We start from the raw sequence: 18,752 nt of genomic DNA on the forward strand, positions 1-18,752 counted from the left end.
CTGGGGGCACGAGCGGGTGAGCGTGCGACCGCGCATGCCCGTGGCCCTGACGCTCCCGTGCGCCCCCACCCTGGGAACTGAGATCCTGACCGGCGGCATCCATGTGGGTAGCCGGAACGGGGACTCGGCAGAGGTACCACGCGCGAGGGAAATGCCAGCACGACCGGGGGGAAGGTAGGGAAGCAATGCCTCGTTGGAAGGCCTTGCCGGATGAACTCGATCCGCAGATCAGGGAGTTCACGAGCCAGCTCAGGCGGGTGGTGGACCGCAGCGGCATGAGCGTCGCGTCGGTCTCGGACCGCACGGGCTACAGCAAGACGTCCTGGGAGCGTTATCTGAACGGCCGGCTGCTCGCGCCCAAGGGCGCGATCGTGGCCCTGGCCGAGGTCACCGGGACCAATCCGGTGCACCTGACCACGATGTGGGAGCTGGCCGAGCGGGCCTGGAGCCGCTCGGAGATGCGTCATGACATGACGATGGAGGCGATCAGGATCTCGCAGGCGCGTTCCGCGCTGAGCGAGCTCGCCGGACCGTCGTCGACCGGTGCGGGCGGTCGAGGGCGCAAGGACGGGGGCGCCGCGGTCCGGCCGGGCGTCGCCGGACCGGCCGGGGTCCCACCGTCCGTGCCCCCGCAGCCCACCCCCTCGGACGTCCGTGACGCGTCGGGGGCGAACTCCTGGGGCATGGCCGGGTACGCCGGACCGTCCCCGTCGGGCCACCGGGGCGATTCGGCGTACCCGGCCGCCCAGTCCGCGGGGGACGGGCGTACGCCGGGTTCGTCGGGCGCACCGCCCCGGGGAGCGGCGGGCCGTGGCGGCTCCGGCGGTTCCGGTGGCAAGCGGCGGACGGGGACGTTCCTCGCGGGCGCCGTCGGCGTGCTGGTGGTGATCGCCGCCGCGTTCTACGTCACCGGACTCGACAGCGACAAGGAGGGCGAGGCCGCGAAGTCCCCCTCACCCACGGCCTCCGTCCCCGCGAATCTGCCCGCCGGAGTGGAGTGCAGCGGCGACAGCTGCGACGGCAAGGACGCGGAGAGCATGGGGTGCAGCGGTGACCTCGTGACCACGACGCAGAAGGCGACCGTCGGCACCACTCTGGTCGAGGTCCGCTACAGCAAGATCTGCGGTGCCGCGTGGGGCCGGATCACCCAGGCCGCTCAGGGCGACAAGGTCGAGATCACCGGCGGGAAGACGAAGCAGAGCGCCGCCATCACGGAGGTCGGCGACACGGTCGCGTACACCCCGATGGCGGCGGTCGCGAAGGCGACGGTCGCCAAGGCCTGCGTGGTGCTGGCCTCCGGCGAGGAAGGGTGCACGGAGGAGACGGAGGCGGGGGCCACGGAGTAGGGCCGCCCGGTGCGCCCGCCGACCCGGCGGGTGCGCGCGGCGGGCGCGGGACGGCCGGCCGCGACACGTCGTCGGTACGGCCTCCGGCACGCCCGCCGGTACGGCCTCCGGGGCACGCCCGAGGGACTCCCTGCGAAGTTCGTGGCGTGGGATCGGCATGGGACGGCGGATACCGGGCACGTGAACGTCACCCCCACGGGAGTCCGGCAGGATCGGTCACCCGAACGGCGGCCGCCTCCGTCCCCCTCTCCCGGACGGGCGGCCGCCTTTCCCATGGGCACGCTCGTGTATCCCCCGGTCACCCTGTGGGGCGGGCCACATGGAGCCCGGCCGTCCGCGATCGTGGATGCGCGATAGCCTGACCGCTGGATCTCTTGACGCCAAGAGATCGATCATCCAGCGGCGATCCCTCCGCACCGGTGATCGATCACCGCGACAGGCGCCGGTCACGAGCCGGACGGGATCCCGTACCCCGGGGCAGGGACGCCCCACCGCCAGCTGTCATACGGAGAACGCCATGACCCGCACTCCCGTGAACGTCACCGTCACCGGCGCGGCCGGCCAGATCGGTTACGCCCTGCTCTTCCGCATCGCCTCCGGCCAGCTGCTCGGCGCGGACGTGCCGGTCAAGCTGCGTCTGCTGGAGATCACCCCCGCGCTCAAGGCGGCCGAGGGCACGGCCATGGAGCTGGACGACTGCGCGTTCCCGCTGCTCCAGGGCATCGACATCTCGGACGACCCGAACGTGGCCTTCGACGGGGCCAACGTCGCCCTTCTCGTGGGTGCCCGCCCGCGCGCCAAGGGCATGGAGCGCGGTGACCTCCTGGAGGCCAACGGCGGCATCTTCAAGCCCCAGGGCCAGGCCATCAACGGCCACGCCGCGGACGACATCCGGGTGCTCGTGGTCGGCAACCCGGCCAACACCAACGCGCTCATCGCCCAGGCCGCCGCGCCGGACGTACCGGCCGAGCGCTTCACCGCGATGACCCGCCTGGACCACAACCGCGCCCTGACCCAGCTGGCGAAGAAGACGGGTTCGACGGTCGCCGACATCAAGCGCCTGACCATCTGGGGCAACCACTCCGCCACCCAGTACCCGGACATCTTCCACGCCACGGTCGCCGGCAAGAACGCCGCCGAGGTCGTGAACGACGAGAAGTGGCTGGCCGAGGACTTCATCCCGACCGTCGCCAAGCGCGGCGCCGCGATCATCGAGGCCCGTGGCGCCTCGTCGGCCGCCTCCGCCGCCAACGCGGCCATCGACCACGTCCACACCTGGGTCAACGGCACCGCGGACGGCGACTGGGTCTCCATGGGCATCCCGTCGGACGGCTCCTACGGCGTCCCGGAGGGCCTGATCTCCTCCTTCCCGGTCACCGTGAAGGACGGCACGTACGAGATCGTCCAGGGCCTGGAGATCAACGACTTCTCCCGCGCCCGCATCGACGCCTCCGTCAAGGAGCTCGAGGAGGAGCGCGAGGCGGTCCGCGGCCTCGGCCTCATCTGATCGTCTCGTCCGATCCGATCACCTCGTCCGACCACGGACCACGGACCACGGGCCCCGCACCGGTGCTGACCGGTGCGGGGCCCGTCCGTGTGCGGGGATCAAAGTCCTGGCCAAGGCTTGACGCATGTCACATGATCGCACTCTTGACAATCCTGTTCCCTTTGGCGTAACGCCCCCCCTATGCTGATGGCTCGTCAACTCAACTGTCACCGAAGACGCACGCAGCATCGGGGGGACCGGCATGAGCACTGCCTACGTGCCGCAGCAACCGCACCATCCGGACGGCCCCGCCCCGCCGGAGGTCCTGTCCGTCCCGTCGCATGCCAGCGAGGCGACCCGGCTGCTGTGCGGGGGCGTCTACGTGGACCCCGACTACCGCGACCGCGTCATCGACGAGCTGTATCTCCACGAACAGCGGATCGTGGCCCCGTCGCTGGGCTTCGACGCCGCCCGGGTCCTCGCACACGCGCTGCGGGCCCGCCGACAGGAACTGCTCTGGTCCGCCGGCGTCATCGGGCTCTGGACGGTGGGCATTCCGGTGACCGGCGGGCTGCTGGCCGGCCTGTTGCTGCCCAGCCTGCTGCTCGGCCTCGTGCCCTGGGTCGGGGGCGGCGCCCAGCAGCCGCTCCCGCACCGGTTGCTCGCCGCCTCCGTGCTGCGCTGGGCGGGCCGCTTCCTCCTGGCGGTGTACGCCGTACTCGTCGTCGCCATTGCCTTCGGCGCCGGCCCCGGTGGCTCCGGTTCCTCGTCCGACTCGTACGAGTCCAGCGGTTCCTACGACACGGGCGGATCCGGTGGTCTCGATGACCTGGGTCTGCCCTTCACGGGAGCGGCCGAGCCCTGGCGGGCCTGGCTGACCATCGGTGTCGTCGCCCTGATCGCGTGGTGTGCGGCGGCCCAGCGCGACGGGTTCGCCCGCGCGTTCGGTGCGGAACTGTCCCCGCAGCGCTTCCCGGACGCGGCGAACGACCCCGCGGAGAGAGGCGAGGGGAAGAGGTTCGCCCGGCTGACGCGGCGCATCCGGCGGGAGCAGCACGCGCCGCTGATCATGTACGACGAGGAGCGTCCGTTCTGCGGAGCGGGAGCCGCGCACGACACCTGGGTGCTCGCCGTGGAACTCCGGCCGGACGAGGAGCAGAGGTACCGGCAGCCGCTCGGCAACCGCGTGATCCTCGACCGGGTCCGGCCGCTGATCGAGCAGCTCCGTGAACCGTCCGAGCACGCGGGCACCCCTGTGCGCGACCGACTGCGCGGGCTGGAGATCGACGAGTGCGTGTTCCTCCCCGTCGAGGGATTGACCGACCGTGACCAGGCCTCCTACACGCCGGAGGTGTTCGAGCGGCACTTGCTGCGGGCGGTCGAGGAGGGCGGCGAGAAGCGGCGGCACTTCCTGCGGATCCGGGTCGGCGCCTGGGAGGAGGAACTGGGCGTCACGGTGTACGTGCGGGTCCACACCCAGGGCCGCATGCTCATGCTGGAGATCGCCCCGCACGTCATGCCCCCGGTGCGCCAGGAGTTCAAGCGCGCCGACCACGTCGCGCACGGGGTCCGCACCGGCCCGGTGCTGGACAAGATCGTCTCGGCGGCCACCCTGATGCCCGGTTCCGCGGGCCGTGCCCTGGTCTCCCTGTTCCGCGGCGCGGTCTTCGCCTGGCGGCTGCTCACCGGTGGACACGGGAGCGCGCTGCCCGAGGGGCCCGCCCTGTCGGTGCGCGAGCTGGCCGCGATGGACACGAAGTCCACGTTCCAGGAGATGGACGTGGCCCGCTACCTCCGGAGCATTCAGGACCGCGTCGGACACGGGGTGCGGCTGGCGCTCGCCGAAGCCGGTTACGAGACCGGAGAGTTCGTCCAGAAGATCGTGAACATCAGCAACGGCGCGGTCAGCATCAACCGGGTAGAGGGCTCCACCTTCGCCATCGGTGAGAACTCCAGCGCCACCAACGGCGGCCCCGGGCCGCAGAAGGGAGCCTCCGGGAATGACGGCACGTGATGAGCAGGGCGTCCACATCGGGGACGTCCACGGCAGTACCTTCGCCATCGGCAGCAAGGCGCACGCGGAGAGCCACCACGGCGTTCCGGCACCGCGCGACGCCGCCGACGAGGAACTGCTCACCGCGGTACGGGAACTGCGGGCCGATCTGGCCCGGCTGCGGCAGAGTGAGCAGACCGCACAGCTGGACGAGGCACTGGCGGGCACCGAGGAGGAGATCGACCGGACCGGTACGGCCGGGGAGAGCCGCCTCCGGCGGCTGCGTGATCTGCTCGAGGGCGCCGAAACCCTCACGGCGCTGCTCGCCTCGGCCGGAACCGTGGCGGGGCTGCTCGGGATGTGACGCCGGTGGCGAAAGGCCGAAGGGACGAGGGGAACAAGGGGGGAACGATGAGCGGGGCACCGCGGTACTGGAACGAGGAGACCCAGCGCTGGGAGGAGACGGGCCTGGGGGAACAAGGGGAGGCAGGGGGTGCGGCCGCGACCGCACCGACGGTGACGCCGCCCCCGACTCCCCCGCCGCCCCCGGAAGTTTCGTCCGCCGCCGCTCCCACCCTCACGGGCATCCAGTGGCCGGGCGGCGGCACCTCGCCGTCGTCCGGGCAGCCCGGGCCGGCCCCCTGGTCGTCCCCCGAGCTGTCCCACGGCCCCGCCGGGCCACCCGCCCCGCCCGTACCCCCGATACCGGCACCGGCTCGGCACGGGCTCGACCGGAGGCGGGTGTGGGCGGTGGTGGGCGGGGCCGCTGTGGTCGGGGTGGTCGTGGGACTGGTGCTGACCCAGACCCTGGGAGGCGGCAAGGGGGCGGACGGCCAGGGGGACGACAAGCCCGCCTCGGCGAGCGTGTCGCAGCCGACCGGGTCCGGGACGCCCGGGACGGAGGAGGCCCCGGCCCCGCGGCAGCCGACGTCCGCCGCCGAGGAGACCACCTCGCCCACCCCCGACCCGGACAGCACCGTCCCCGCCGGTTACGACCGGTACGCCGACTCCGAGGGCTTCACCATCGCCCGCCCCACGGGGTGGACCCGTAGCAGCGTGTCCTCCCAGTACGGCATGAACGTGGTCACCTACCGCAGTCCCGACAGCGGCATGCGGCTCCAGGTGTTCGAGGTGGCGGAGCCCTCGCCCGACGCGTCGTACGAACTGTTCCTCTCCGACGCTCTTCCGAAGGCCCCCGGATTCGAGCAGCTCTCCCTCGAAACGCTGGACGACGGCGACTTCACCGGCTCCCGGCTGGAGTACCTCGCGGACTCCTTCAGGGGGGAGCCCGACATCGGGACCTGGCACGTCGTCGACCTGCGCTTCCAGGCCGCCGACGGCAAGCTGTACGCGCTCGCCGCCTACGGGGCCGACTCCGACGGTCACGAGGACGAGCGCGAGCTGATCCGGACCGCCTTCGAACATTTCTGCCCGCCGGACACCACCTGCGGAACGGCCATGGACCTCGACTGAACCGATCCCGAGCGGTGGTTCGGGATGTTTTCCTCTGCTGTGACCGCATGTTTTGTGGTACGGCACACATCCCGCCATGAATCGCGCATGCATTCGGATTCCGGGGGAAGGAGCCACTCCGTTCCATGGGTGACGCCTGTGTGACTCGACCTGTGTCACTCGACCTGTGTCACTCATGGGCGCTGAACAGGAACGGAAGGCAGCAGGCGATCATGGCGGACAGTACAGAGCTTCAGGTGCGCACATCCATCCACACGGGAGGCGAGTGGCGGGCGGCCGTCTCGGGGGCCACGCGCGAGATCCTCGACCCCGCGGACGCCCTGCCGTTCGCCGTCGTCGCGGAGGGCGACGAGAAGGACGCCGACCTCGCGGTGGCCGCCGCCCGGCGCGCGTTCGACGAGGGCCCGTGGCCGCACACCCCGGTCGCCGAGCGGGCCGCGCTGCTGCGCCGCGTCGCCGGTCTCCTCGTCCGGGACCGGGAGGAACTAGGCCTGCTGGAGAGCCGGGACGCGGGCAAGACCGTCGAGGAGGGGCGCGTCGACATCGACTGTGTCGCCGACGCCTTCCGCTACTTCGCCGACCTGGTCGCCGGGGAGGCCCCCGGCCGGGTCGTCGACGCGGGCTCCATCGACGTCCACAGCGTTGTCGTGCACGAGCCCGTCGGCGTCTGCGCCATGATCACCCCCTGGAACTATCCGCTGCTCCAGGCCAGTTGGAAGATCGCCCCAGCCCTCGCGGCCGGCAACACCTTCGTCGTCAAGCCCAGCGAGATCACCCCGCTGACCACCGTCGCGCTCATCGCTCTGCTGGCCGAGGCGGGACTGCCCGCCGGTGTCGCCAACATCGTCACCGGCCCCGGTCACACCGTCGGCGCCCGGCTCGCCGAGCACCCCGACGTCGACCTGGTCTCCTTCACCGGCGGACTGGCCAGCGGCACCAAGGTCGCCCAGGCGGCCGCGCCGGGCGTGAAGAAGGTCGCCCTCGAACTCGGCGGCAAGAACCCCAACGTGGTCTTCGCCGACGCCTGCGCCACCGAGGAGGGCTTCGACACCGCCGTCGACCAGGCGCTCAACGCGGCCTTCATCCACAGCGGCCAGGTCTGCTCGGCGGGTGCGCGGCTCATCGTCGAGGAGTCCGTCCGCGACCGCTTCGTCACCGAACTCGCCCGCCGCGCCGAGAGGATCAGGCTCGGCCGGGGCACCGTGGACGGCGTCGAGTGCGGACCGCTGGTCTCCGGACAGCAGCGGGACAAGATCGAGGCCTACGTCGCCTCCGCGCTGAAGGAGGGCGCGGTGCTCCGCTCCGGCGGCAAGCGGCCCGAGCCGTCCGCCGAGCGGCCCGAGGCCGGCTACTTCTACGAGCCGACCGTCCTCGACCGCTGCCACCGCGAGATGCGGGTGGTGCGCGAGGAGGTGTTCGGGCCGGTCCTCACCGTCGAGACCTTCCACACCGAGGACGAGGCCGTCACCCTCGCCAACGACACCGAGTACGGGCTGGCCGGCGCCGTCTGGACCGCCGACGCGGGACGCGCCCGGCGGGTGGCCGGACGACTGCGCCACGGCACCGTGTGGATCAATGACTTCCACCCCTACCTCCCGCAGGCGGAGTGGGGCGGATTCGGCAAGAGCGGAGTGGGCCGCGAACTCGGCCCGGCGGGCCTCGCCGAGTACCGCGAGACCAAGCACATCTACCAGAACCTCGCGCCGAAGCCGGTGCGTTGGTTCGCGGGCTGAGCCGCCACCACCGAGCGACCCACAGGGCGAACGCGGCACCGTGGCGAATTCGGCCCACGCGCCTCCCAGCACCCGCAGCACATGTGGCACCCGCGTCACCCGGGGCGTGCACGGCACCCGACGTGCCCGGCGCAACCCGACGTGCCCTGCGCGGGTGCACCGGGTGCACCCGCGCAGGCTTTCCCGGTCCGCGCCCCCGGCGCCCTTCGCGTGCCACGTGCCGTACCCCTCACCCCTCATGACGGACGACGACGTACCGCCCCGAGCAGCACTTCGAACAGTACTTCGAGCAACACCCTGTCCATCTGTCCCGAGTCCCGTAGGAGCGACGGTCCATGTCAGAGCACACCCAGGAACACGCGCACGAACGCAGCCATGAACGCAGCCAGGAACAAAGACAGGAACACAGTCAGGAACACAGACAGGACGACGCTCGCGGACACGGGCGCGACGCCACCCGCGACCACACGTACGACTACGTCGTCATCGGTGGCGGCACCGCAGGGTCCGTCATCGCCTCCCGGCTGACCGAGAACCCTGACGTCACCGTCGCGGTCATCGAAGGCGGCCCCAGCGACGTCGGCCGTGACGACGTGCTGACCCTGCGCCGCTGGATGGGCCTGCTCGGCGGCGAGCTGGACTACGACTACCCCACCACCGAGCAGCCGCGCGGCAACTCGCACATCCGGCACAGCCGGGCCCGCGTGCTCGGCGGATGCTCCTCGCACAACACCCTCATCGCGTTCAAGCCGCTCCCGTCCGACTGGGACGAGTGGGAGCAGGCCGGCGCCCAGGGGTGGGGCGCGGTGCGGATGGAGGCGTACTACGCCCGGCTCAAGAACAACATCGTCCCGGTCGACGAGAAGGACCGGAACGCCATCGCCCGTGACTTCGTCGACGCCGCGCAGACCACGCTCGGCGTGCCGCGCGTCGAGGGCTTCAACAAGAAGCCGTTCGACGACGGCGTCGGCTTCTTCGACCTCGCCTACCACCCGGAGGACAACAAGCGTTCCTCGGCGTCGGTCGCGTATCTGCACCCGGTGATGGACGAACGCCCCAACCTGACGATCATGCTGGAGACCTGGGCGTACCGGCTGGAGCTGAACGGCACCCGCGCCGAGGGCGTCCATGTCCGCACCAAGGACGGCGAGGAGATCCTCGTCCGGGCCCGCGGCGAGGTCCTGCTGTGCGCCGGCGCGGTCGACTCGCCCCGGCTGCTGCTGCACTCCGGCATCGGTCCGAAGGCCGACCTGGAGGCGCTCGGCATACCCGTGGCCCACGACCTTCCCGGTGTCGGCGAGAACCTGCTCGACCACCCCGAGTCGGTGATTGTCTGGGAGACGAACGGACCCATCCCGGACAACTCCGCGATGGACTCCGACGCCGGCCTGTTCGTGCGCCGAGACCCCGAACACGCGGGCCCCGACCTGATGTTCCACTTCTACCAGATCCCGTTCACGGACAATCCGGAGCGCATCGGCTACCAGCGGCCGGAGTTCGGCGTCTCGATGACCCCGAACATCCCCAAGCCGAAGAGCCGCGGCCGGCTCTACCTGACCAGCGCCGACCCGGAGGTCAAGCCTGCGCTGGACTTCCGCTACTTCACCGACGAGGACGACTACGACGGCCGCACCCTCGTCGACGGCATCCGCATCGCCCGCGAGATCGCGAAGACCGAACCGCTGGCCCACTGGCTCAAGCGCGAGGTGGCCCCCGGCCCCGACGTCACGGGAGACGCGGAGCTGAGCGAGTACGCCCGTAAGGTCGCGCACACCGTCTACCACCCGGCGGGCACCTGCAGGATGGGCGCCGCGACCGACGAACTGGCCGTGGTCGACCCCGAGTTGCGGGTCCGCGGACTGCAGGGCATCCGGATCGCGGACGCCTCCGTCTTCCCGACCATGACCGCCGTGAACCCGATGATCGGTGTGCTGATGGTCGGCGAGCGGGCCATCGACCTGATCGGAGGCGGTGTGTGATGAGTACCGCGACCTCTGCGACTCCGCAGCCCTCCGGTGTCACCGCCGACCCGGCGGCCGGGCCGCCCGTCTTCTCCGTCGACGGACTGTGGAAGGTCTTCGGCCCGAAGGCCGACCGCGTCCCCGGCGACCCCGACCTCACCGCGCTCGACCCGGCCGGCCTGCGCACCCGCACCGGCTGCACGGTCGCAGTCCGGGACGTCGGCTTCGACGTCCGCAAGGGCGAGGTCTTCGTCGTCATGGGGCTGTCCGGCTCCGGCAAGTCCACGCTGGTGCGCTGTCTGACCCGGCTGATCGAGCCGACCGCGGGCACCATCGCCATCGACGGCGAGGACGTGCGCGCGATGGACAAGGCACGGCTGCGCGAACTGCGCCGGCACCGCGCCGCCATGGTCTTCCAGCACTTCGGCCTGCTGCCGCACCGCACGGTCCTGGACAACGTGGCCTACGGCCTCGAGATCCAGGGCATGGGCAGGGCGCAGCGGCGCGCGAAGGCCGCCGAGGTCGTCGCCAAGGTGGGCCTGGAAGGCATGGAGCAGCGCAGACCCGCCCAGCTCTCCGGCGGCCAGCGCCAGCGCGTCGGGCTCGCCCGCGCACTCGCCGTCGACCCCCAGGTGCTGCTGTTCGACGAGCCGTTCAGCGCGCTCGACCCCCTCATCCGGCGCGACATGCAGGAGGAGGTGATCCGGCTGCACCGGGAGGAGGGCCGCACGATGGTCTTCATCACCCACGACCTCAGCGAGGCCCTGAGGCTGGGCGACCGCATCGCCCTGATGCGTGACGGGCGGGTGGTCCAGCTGGGCACCCCCGAGGAGATCGTCGGCTCGCCCGCCGACGACTACGTCCGCGACTTCGTCCGGGACGTCCCGCGCGAACAGGTCCTCACCGTCCGTACGGCCATGCGCCCCGCCTCGTCGGCGGACGAGGCCGGCAGCGGACCCGCCGTCCGCCCCGACGCCACGGTGTCGGAGGCCATCGAGGCCGTCGCCCGCGCGGGCTCCCCGGCCCGGGTCCTCGACCAGGGCCGCTGCGTGGGAATCGTCGACTCCGCCGCCCTGCTGTCGGTCGTCGCGGGGATGGAGGCGCCTGCCGCCACGGAACCGTCCGCCGCACCCGAGCCCTCAACCGTGCCCGAGCCCTCCGCTGGGACGGAGCGCCCCGAGGGGGCCGTCTGATGGCGACCGTCACCGCAGTCGCCCCCCGGGCCGGCGAGCGGCCGGGTCTGCTCGGACGTGCCGCCATGCGCAAGCTTCTGCTGCTTGCCGTGGCCGCCGCGGTCCTCGTCCCGTTCGCCGCCACCCGCTGGGCGAGTGGCAGCTGGCCCGAGGCGCTGACCGTCGACGTCTCCGAACCGCTGGCCGGCGCCAGTGACTGGATCATCGACAACCGGGACTCCCACCCCCTCTTCCTCTACTTCTTCGGCCATGTCAGCAACGTCGTCGTCATCGCCGTACGAGCCGTCTACCTCGCCCTCCTCGCCGTCGGATGGGCGGGAGTGACCGCCGTCGCCGGGCTGGTCGCCTGGCGGGTCGCGGGCGTACGGCTCGCGCTCGGCACCGCTGCCGCGTTCCTCGCCTGCGGTCTGCTCGGCATGTGGGTGCCCACCATGCAGACGCTCGCCCTGATGGTGGTCGCGGTCGCCGCGTCCGTCGTCCTCGGCGCGCTGCTGGGGCTCGCAGCCGGACTCTCCGACCGCATGGACCGCGTCCTGCGCCCGGTGCTGGACACCATGCAGGTGTTCCCCGCCTTCGCCTACCTCCTGCCGGTCGTGCTGGTGTTCGGTATCGGTGTCCCCGCCGCCGTCCTGGCCACCGTGATCTACGCCGCGCCGCCCATGGCCCGGCTGACCTCGCTCGGTCTGCGCGGCGCCGACAAGGAGGTGCTGGAGGCCGTCGAGTCGCTCGGCGCCGGTGCCCGTCAGCGCCTGCTGACCGCCCGCATCCCGCTGGCACGCAAGGAACTCCTCCTCGGCCTCAACCAGACGATCATGATGGCGCTGTCCATGGCCGTCATCGCCTCGGTGATCGGCGCGGGCGGCCTCGGCGACCGGGTCTACCAGGCGCTGGCCTCGGTCGACGTCGGCGCGGCCCTCGCCGCCGGCATCCCGATCGTGCTCCTCGCCGTCGTCCTCGACCGGGTCACCGGCGCGGCCGGGGCGAACACCGACGGGCCGCCCCGGCCCCGTACGCACGGGCTGTACGTCGTGGCCGGCGCCGCGGCCGTCGCGGCCGCCGGACGTCTGGCGGACCGGCTGGAGTGGCCGGACGGGTGGGTCGTCGCGATCGCAGAACCGGTCAACCGGGCCGTCGACTGGATGACCGACCACCTCTACTCGGGTGTCCCCGTCGTCGGCGGCACCGCCGACTGGGCCGCCCGCTTCACCACCTGGGTGCTCGACCCGGTGCGGGACGGACTGCAGTGGCTGCCCTGGTGGTCGGTGCTGCTCGTCGTCGCCGCCCTGGCCTGGCTGATCGGCACCTGGCACACCGCGCTCACCGCCGTCCTCGCCATGGCCGCCATCGGGGTGCTCGGGGTGTGGGCCCCGTCCCTCGACACGCTCTCCCAGGTCCTCGCGGCCGTCGCCGTCACCCTCGTCATCGGCTTCGCGATCGGTATCGCCGCGTCCCGCAGCGACCGTGTCGAGCGGCTGCTGCGCCCGATCCTGGACGTCTTCCAGACGATGCCGCAGTTCGTGTACCTGATCCCGGTCGTCGCCCTGTTCGGCGTCGGCCGTGCCCCGGCCGTCGCCGCCGCCATCGTCTACGCGCTGCCGGCCGTCGTCCGCATCACCACCCAGGGACTGCGCCAGGTCGACCCGGCGGCGATGGAGGCGGCCCGCTCGCTCGGCGCGACCAGCGGCCAGCAGCTGCGCCAGGTCCAGCTCCCGCTGGCCCGTCGGGCGCTGCTCCTCGCCGTCAACCAGGGCGTGGTCCTGGTCCTCGCCGTCGTCATCATCGGCGGCCTGGTCGGCGGTGGCGCGCTCGGCTACGACGTCGTCTTCGGCCTCGCCCAGGGAGACCTGGCGACCGGCCTGGTCGCGGGAGCCGCGATCGTCTGCCTGGGGCTGATGCTCGACCGGGTGACCCAGCCCACCGAACGCCGCGCGAAGAAGGGAGCCTGACATGCTACGTCGTACGACATCAGCCGTGGCAGGGGTGTCCGCGCTCGTCCTGCTGACCGGCTGCGGTGCCGCCGACATGACCAAGCAGGCCTCGCCGTTCGCCAACGCCGAGGGCGCGCGGACGGTCACCCTGTCCGTGCAGTCCTGGGTGGGCGCCCAGGCCAACGTGGCCGTCGCCCAGTACCTGCTGGAGCAGGAACTCGGCTACCGCGTCGACACCGTGCAGGTCGACGAGGTGCCCGCCTGGGACGCGCTCAGCCAGGGCCGGGTCGACGCCATCCTGGAGGACTGGGGCCACCCGGATCAGGAGCAGCGGTACGTCGAGGACAAGAAGACGATCACGCCCGGCGGTGATCTCGGGGTCACCGGGCACATCGGCTGGTTCGTGCCGACGTACTTCGCGAAGAAGCACCCCGACATCACCGACTGGAAGAACCTCAACAAGTACGCCGATCAGTTCCGCACCGCGGAGAGCGGCGGCAAGGGCCAGCTGATAGACGGGTCACCGGCCTACCTCACCAACGACAAGGCGCTGGTGAAGAACCTGAAGCTGGACTTCAAGGTGGTGTTCGCCGGGTCGGAGGCCGCGCAGATCACCCAGATCCAGCAGTTCGCCAAGGAGAAGAAACCCTTCCTCAGCTACTGGTACACCCCCCAGTGGCTGTCCGCGAAGGTGCCGATGACCGAGGTGAAGCTGCCCGAGTACGAGGAGGGCTGCGACGCCGACCCGGCGAAGGTCGCCTGCGCCTACCCGCACACCCCGCTGCAGAAGTACCTCAACGCGGACTTCGCGCAGGACGGCGGCGACGCGGCGGGCTTCCTGAAGAAGTTCCAGTGGACGACCGAGGACCAGAACGAGGTCTCCCTGATGATCGCCGAGCAGCGGATGGCGCCCCAGGAAGCGGCCAGGAAATGGGTGGACGACAACGAGCCGACCTGGCGGGTGTGGCTGCCCTGACCTCCCGGTCGTTTGACCGGCCGGCTGCCCGGTCGGCCGTCGGTACAACCCGGCACGGGAGGTCGGGACGGAGTGGCCCCGTGCTCACCGAACCGGGGGGCACGGGGCCACGTCGTACGAGGCTCCCGTGTCCCGTGTCCCGACAGGCCGCCGCACCAAGCGTGCACAACGCACCAAAGGTCCCCAGGACGCGGAGGGTTGAGACCGTGGCCGAGGACCCCCGCCCACTCCGGCCGGCCGGCGCCTAGGCTGTCTGCCGCGAGCCGGGGAGCACGGCGTACCGCGGCGGCGAGGCGGCACACACGGGGGAGCGGGGAACATGGCGCAGAAGACGGCGGCCCAGACGACGGCGGGCCGGAGGGCGGTACAGGAGGCAGCGGCCCAGGAGACGGCCCCGAAGGCGATACCCGCGGCGCGGACACGGCGGCGGATGCGGTCCGGCACGGTGATGCTCGGTGGCGCGGGGCTCCTCGCGGCGGCCCTGTCCGCGTGCAGTTCGGATCCGGACCGCCGCTGCGTGGACCGGGACAGTTACGACTACCTCAACGGCTACAAGATCGTCGCCGACGAGAACTGCACGACGACCTCCGGTTCCCTCGGCAAGGGAGCCCATGCCGACTGGTACTACGACGCCGACGTCAGCGACGGCTGGGCCGACGACGGCACCTTCAGCCGGAGCCAGGCCGTCGACCGGGGCGGCTTCGGCTCGTCCTCCGGCAGCGGCGGCTGACCACCCCGTCGAGCGAAGGAGCGAAGGACCCGCCCGTGGAACGCCGCACCATCGAGCCCCGCCCCGGCTGGCAGCAGACCGTCGAGGAGCAGGGGCTCATTTATCCCCTCACCCTGCCCAAGCCGCTCGAGGCCGACCGGGCGGCGGGCCTCCCCGTCCCCGACGACGCCTGGGTCCCGTACTGGGACGAGAGCGCGTACTACGTCTTCGGCCTCGACGAAGTGGAGGCGCTGGAGGAGGTCGTTGAGGAACTGCACCGCATGTGCCTCGCGGCCGCCGACCACATCGTCACCGCCGACCGCTTCACCGACCTCGGCATCACCGATCCGAGGGTCGCCGGCGCGGTCGCCGAGGCCTGGCGCCGGCGGGCCGAACTCCCCTCCGTCTACGGCCGTTTCGACCTCCGCTATGACGGCACCGGCCCCGCGAAGCTGCTGGAGTACAACGCTGACACCCCCACCTCCCTGGTGGAGGCCGCCTCGCCCCAGTGGTTCTGGATGGAGGAACGGTTCCCCGGCGCCGACCAGTGGAACTCCCTGCACGAACGCCTCGTCGACGCCTGGCGGGGGCAGGCCGCGCTCCTCCCGCCGGGCAGCCCGCTGTACTTCGCCCACTCCTCGGCCGACGTACTCGGCGAGGACCTCATGACCGTCGCCTACCTCAAGGAGACCGCCGAACAGGCGGGCCTCGACACCGAGTGGCTCACCGTGGAGGAGATCGGCTGGGACCGGCTCTCCGGCCGCTTCGTCGACAACGGCCTCCGGTTCATCCGCAGCATCTTCAAGCTGTACCCCTGGGAGTGGCTCACCACCGACCGCTTCGCCGGCCATGTCCTCGACACCCTCGACAACGGCGGCGGTACCGGCAGCACCCTGTGGATCGAGCCCGCCTGGAAGATGCTGCTCAGCAACAAGGCCCTGCTGGCGATCCTCTGGGAGCTCTTCCCGGACCACCCCCACCTCCTCCCGGCCCACCTCGACGGCCCCCGCGACCTGGCGTCGTCCACCGGCTACGTGGCCAAGCCACTGCTCGGCCGCGAGGGCGCCGGGGTGACGATCCACCCGCCGGGCAGTGCCCCCGTGGTCCGCGACGAGCCCTGCTGCTACCAGCAGCTCGCCCCGCTGCCGGACTTCGACGGCAACCATGTCGTCCTCGGCGCCTGGACCGTCGGGGACGAGTCCGCCGGCCTCGGCATCCGCGAGTCGTCGGGCCTGATCACCGACGAGTACGCCCGCTTCCTCCCGCACGTGATCCTGTGAGCACCCCCTGATCCGACACCCTTGGAGGGCCGCAGGCCCTTCAAGGGGCGCGGGGAGCTGCGCGACCGGCCGCACCCACCCCGCAGATGGCAACCGACAGCCGCCGGGCAGACGCGCCCGCTCGCATGGCGGACGCCCCACCACGGCACTCCGCGCCGCCCGGTAGGCTGACCGGCGGGCCGTGACTGGCGTGCTGGGATGGGACCGACCATCGGGGAGCGGCCCCCGGGCCACGCTCAGGGCCCGGTACGAGTGCCGTGCGCCTGGGCCATGCCGTGAACCCGAACGCCACGTCCGGAGGTCTCTCATGCCCGCCGAGCCCCTCTCCACCGCTTCCACCGCCTTCCGCTCCGCCCTCGACGTGATCCGCGCCGTCGAGCCGCGCGTCGCCGACGCCATCGGCCAGGAGCTCACCGACCAGCGCGAGATGCTCAAGCTGATCGCCTCCGAGAACTACGCGTCCCCGGCCACCCTCCTGGCGATGGGCAACTGGTTCAGCGACAAGTACGCCGAGGGCACCGTCGGCCGCCGTTTCTACGCCGGCTGCCGCAACGTCGACACCGTCGAGTCGCTGGCCGCCGAGCACGCCAAGGAGCTGTTCGGCGCCCGCCACGCCTACGTCCAGCCGCACTCCGGCATCGACGCCAACCTCGTCGCCTTCTGGTCCGTGCTCGCCCAGCGCGTCGAGGTGCCCGCCCTGGAGAAGGCCGGCGTCCGCCAGGTCAACGACCTCTCCGACGCCGACTGGGCCGAGCTGCGCCGCGCCTTCGGGAACCAGCGCATGCTCGGCATGTCCCTGGACGCCGGCGGCCACCTCACCCACGGCTTCCGCCCGAACATCTCAGGAAAGATGTTCGACCAGCGCTCCTACGGCACCGACCCGGCCACCGGCCTCATCGACTACGAGGCCCTGCGCACCTCCGCCCGCGAGTTCAAGCCGCTGATCATCGTCGCCGGGTACTCCGCGTACCCCCGTCTGGTGAACTTCCGGATCATGCGCGAGATCGCCGACGAGGTCGGCGCCACGCTCATGGTCGACATGGCGCACTTCGCGGGTCTCGTCGCCGGCAAGGTCCTCACCGGCGACTTCGATCCGGTCCCGCACGCCCAGATCGTCACCACCACCACCCACAAGTCGCTGCGCGGCCCGCGCGGCGGCATGGTCCTGTGCGACGACTCCCTCAAGGACCAGGTCGACCGCGGCTGTCCGATGGTCCTGGGCGGCCCGCTCCCGCACGTCATGGCCGCCAAGGCGGTCGCCCTGGCGGAGGCCCGGCAGCCCGCCTTCCAGGACTACGCCCAACGCATCGTGGACAACTCCCGCGCTCTCGCCGAGGGCCTGATGCGCCGCGGCGCCACCCTGGTCACCGGCGGCAGCGACAACCACCTCAACCTGATCGACGTCACCGCCTCCTACAGCCTCACCGGCCGGCAGGCCGAGGCCGCCCTGCTCGAGTCGGGCATCGTCACCAACCGCAACGCCATCCCGGCCGACCCGAACGGCGCCTGGTACACCTCCGGCATCCGCATCGGCACCCCCGCGCTGACCACGCGCGGCCTGGGCACCGCCGAGATGGACGAGGTCGCCGCCCTCATCGACCGCGTGCTGACCACCACCGAGCCAGGCACCACCAAGTCCGGCGCCCCCTCCAAGGCGGCCCACGTCCTCGACGCGAAGGTCGCCGACGAGATCTCCCGCCGCGCCACCGACCTGGTCGCCGGTTTCCCGCTGTACCCGGAGATCGACCTCGGCTGAGGGGTTCCTTCTCGACGCGTCCCACGGCGGTCCGGCCATGTGCCGGGCCGCCGTGCGCCGTCATCAGGCATCCAGCAGCTCCTGCCTCGGTCCTGGATCCTCCCGGTCCTTCCGTCGGCGGATCAGCGGCAACCGCGTCACGTACGGACGCAGCACCAGGGCCAGTGCCGCTCCGGCCGCCAGGCCCGGTATCGCCCACCACCAGTCGGTGCCGTCGCCCGTCGCCGGCACGGCGCGGGTCTCGGAGGCTGCCGCGGCCGCACCCTGATCCGTCCCGGGGCGGGCCTGCTCCGTCCCCGACCCGGCCTGCTCCGTCTGCCACGGTGCCGGGTAGATCCCAGGGGCCGATCCCGCGCCTGTCGTCTTGCCCATCACGCCCAGCTCGAACAGGAACTTGTGCACATCCGATGGGTTTTCGGCGCGGTGCCAGAGGCCGTTCGGCGATTCAGCGAGGTGCCCCGCCGTGTGTATCCACACGTCTTGACCCACGTCCGCCAGGAAGACCCGGTCCACGCGCCACGGCGTCACATCGTGCACCATCCACGTCACATTGATCAGCCGGGCCGAGGCCGAGGCCGCCTCCGGTGGCCCTTCCCGTGTGCCCTTGCCGACGGGGCCGAGCAGTCGCTCCAGCCGGCCGTACTCCTTGTCGGAGTAGTACAGCGACGCCGTTTCCTCGCTCCCCGGCGAGACCACCAGCACGCTCGTCGGCCCCCCGGCGGAAGCCGGCGACGCTCCCCACACCATCAGGGCCAGCGCAGCCGCCAACGCACCCACCCCTGCCGTCAGTTGTCGAACACTGCCCTTCCATCCGCGCATCCGGACCCCCACTCGGCCGGTCGATTCCCCGTGCGGCCCGTCCATGAGCCGCCTGTCACTTCTGGTACACCGCCCGACCCGGTGGGGTTCCCAACGGCG

Annotated in this window: 14 protein-coding genes; 13 read left to right on the forward strand and 1 reads right to left on the reverse strand. The window is 71.7% G+C overall.

Translation table 11 applies throughout. The annotated features are described in order from the left end of the window. Positions 1 to 185 precede the first annotated feature (185 nt). The 13 genes from ACFPZI_RS06375 (at position 186) to ACFPZI_RS06435 (ending at position 17,834) form a co-directional block, all read left to right on the forward strand. Positions 186 to 1,346 (forward strand): helix-turn-helix domain-containing protein, encoded by a 1,161-nt coding sequence (locus ACFPZI_RS06375; RefSeq protein ID WP_381359275.1) that lies wholly within the window; start codon positions 186 to 188, stop codon positions 1,344 to 1,346. A gap of 517 nt (positions 1,347 to 1,863) precedes the next feature. Beyond that, on the forward strand, positions 1,864 to 2,853 hold the full coding sequence (locus tag ACFPZI_RS06380) for a malate dehydrogenase (RefSeq protein WP_381359277.1): 990 nt from the start codon (positions 1,864 to 1,866) through the stop codon (positions 2,851 to 2,853). A 241-nt stretch (positions 2,854 to 3,094) separates the two neighbouring features. Next, on the forward strand, positions 3,095 to 4,846 hold the full coding sequence (locus tag ACFPZI_RS06385) for a hypothetical protein (RefSeq protein ID WP_381359280.1): 1,752 nt from the start codon (positions 3,095 to 3,097) through the stop codon (positions 4,844 to 4,846). Further along, positions 4,833 to 5,189: a hypothetical protein gene (locus ACFPZI_RS06390; protein ID WP_381359282.1), complete on the forward strand. Its 357-nt coding sequence runs from the start codon at positions 4,833 to 4,835 to the stop codon at positions 5,187 to 5,189. Before ACFPZI_RS06385 ends, ACFPZI_RS06390 begins: the two co-directional genes overlap by 14 nt. A gap of 47 nt (positions 5,190 to 5,236) precedes the next feature. Next, a complete protein-coding gene (locus ACFPZI_RS06395) occupies positions 5,237 to 6,298 on the forward strand; it encodes a hypothetical protein (protein ID WP_381359285.1) in 1,062 nt (353 codons plus the stop codon). Between the two features lie 212 nt (positions 6,299 to 6,510). After that, complete coding sequence (locus ACFPZI_RS06400) at positions 6,511 to 8,031, forward strand: aldehyde dehydrogenase family protein (protein ID WP_381359287.1); 1,521 nt, start codon at positions 6,511 to 6,513, stop codon at positions 8,029 to 8,031. Positions 8,032 to 8,366: 335 nt separating this feature from the next. Then, complete coding sequence (locus ACFPZI_RS06405; protein WP_381359290.1) at positions 8,367 to 10,010, forward strand: GMC family oxidoreductase; 1,644 nt, start codon at positions 8,367 to 8,369, stop codon at positions 10,008 to 10,010. After that, positions 10,010 to 11,185, forward strand: a complete 1,176-nt coding sequence (locus ACFPZI_RS06410) for a quaternary amine ABC transporter ATP-binding protein (protein ID WP_381359293.1) — start codon at positions 10,010 to 10,012, stop codon at positions 11,183 to 11,185. The genes ACFPZI_RS06405 and ACFPZI_RS06410 overlap by 1 nt, the downstream gene beginning before the upstream one ends. Beyond that, positions 11,185 to 13,131 carry an ABC transporter permease gene (locus ACFPZI_RS06415; protein ID WP_381359295.1) on the forward strand — a complete coding sequence of 649 codons (1,947 nt, stop codon included), beginning with the start codon at positions 11,185 to 11,187 and terminating at the stop codon, positions 13,129 to 13,131. Before ACFPZI_RS06410 ends, ACFPZI_RS06415 begins: the two co-directional genes overlap by 1 nt. A 1-nt stretch (position 13,132) precedes the next feature. After that, positions 13,133 to 14,089 (forward strand): ABC transporter substrate-binding protein, encoded by a 957-nt coding sequence (locus tag ACFPZI_RS06420; protein WP_381359297.1) that lies wholly within the window; start codon positions 13,133 to 13,135, stop codon positions 14,087 to 14,089. Between the two features lie 430 nt (positions 14,090 to 14,519). Further along, complete coding sequence (locus ACFPZI_RS06425) at positions 14,520 to 14,819, forward strand: hypothetical protein (protein WP_381359549.1); 300 nt, start codon at positions 14,520 to 14,522, stop codon at positions 14,817 to 14,819. A 35-nt stretch (positions 14,820 to 14,854) separates the two neighbouring features. Next, entirely contained in the window at positions 14,855 to 16,078 is a 1,224-nt protein-coding gene (locus tag ACFPZI_RS06430; protein ID WP_381359300.1) for a glutathionylspermidine synthase family protein, read from the forward strand. A gap of 307 nt (positions 16,079 to 16,385) precedes the next feature. Continuing rightward, positions 16,386 to 17,834, forward strand: a complete 1,449-nt coding sequence (locus ACFPZI_RS06435) for a glycine hydroxymethyltransferase (RefSeq protein ID WP_381359302.1) — start codon at positions 16,386 to 16,388, stop codon at positions 17,832 to 17,834. A 63-nt stretch (positions 17,835 to 17,897) separates the two neighbouring features. On the opposite strand, the gene ACFPZI_RS06440 is transcribed toward ACFPZI_RS06435, so the two are convergent. Then, positions 17,898 to 18,611: a hypothetical protein gene (locus ACFPZI_RS06440; RefSeq protein ID WP_381359550.1), complete on the reverse strand. Its 714-nt coding sequence runs from the start codon at positions 18,609 to 18,611 to the stop codon at positions 17,898 to 17,900. Positions 18,612 to 18,752: the final 141 nt, after the last annotated feature.

The organism is Streptomyces chlorus (genome assembly GCF_042655885.1).
GTDB classification, from domain to species: domain Bacteria; phylum Actinomycetota; class Actinomycetes; order Streptomycetales; family Streptomycetaceae; genus Streptomyces; species Streptomyces chlorus.